Annotated in this window: 1 protein-coding gene; it reads right to left on the reverse strand. The window is 51.7% G+C overall.

What is annotated here, in order from left to right:
- Positions 1 to 896 (reverse strand): hypothetical protein (locus tag MM213_RS20685; protein WP_241414781.1); only part of this gene is annotated, 896 nt, incomplete at both ends.

Below are 896 nucleotides of genomic sequence, written 5' to 3' on the forward strand. Positions count from 1 at the left end.
GGATCTCCGTTCAACGTGTCGTTTGTCAACACATTGCCCGCGTTCTCTGTGCCGTCTAGGCCATTGATCGGACCGAAGTCGTCATCAGTCGCCGCTATCTCTGCCGCTTCTACCGTAACCTCTACAGAGGCCGTCGAGCAGTTCGTAGGGTTMAGATCCTCACAAATCTGGTATGTGATTGTATATGTTCCCGCTGGGGTGTTCTCAGGAATGCTTACGATGCCTGTAGATGGATCGATGCTCGGTACAGGACCGCCGTTGATCGGTGTCGCTGCCGTAACTATCGTCAACGTCACATCATCTATCGATACAGGATCTCCGTTCAACGTGTCATTACCAAACACATTCACTACATCATCCTCACCATCGTAACCGTTGATGTCTATCACCGTGTCATCAGTCGCCACTATCTCTGCCGCTTCTACCGTGATGCTTATCGTCGCCGTAGCACAGTTGTCCGGATTCAATACCTCACAGATGCTGTAYTCCAACGTATAGGTACCCGCAGGCGTACCGGCAAGAACGTCTACACTGCCGTCTGCATTCAATACTACCTGAGTAGTTGGGTTGYTGTCCGCGTCTAGGAACGATACAGGAGTGATGACCTCTGTGCCTCCTACCGACAACGTAACCTCGGATGGATCTACTGGATCTCCGTTCAACGTGTCGTTTGTCAACACATTGCCCGCGTTCTCTGTGCCGTCTAGGCCATTGATCGGACCGAAGTCGTCATCAGTCGCCGCTATCTCTGCCGCTTCTACCGTAACCTCTACAGAGGCCGTCGAGCAGTTCGTAGGGTTAAGATCCTCACAAATCTGGTATGTGATTGTATATGTTCCCGCTGGGGTGTTCTCAGGAATGCTTACGATGCCTGTAGATGGATCGATGCTCGGTAC

The sequence above is a fragment of the Belliella alkalica genome (assembly GCF_022549785.1).
Classification (GTDB): Bacteria; Bacteroidota; Bacteroidia; order Cytophagales; family Cyclobacteriaceae; genus Belliella; species Belliella alkalica.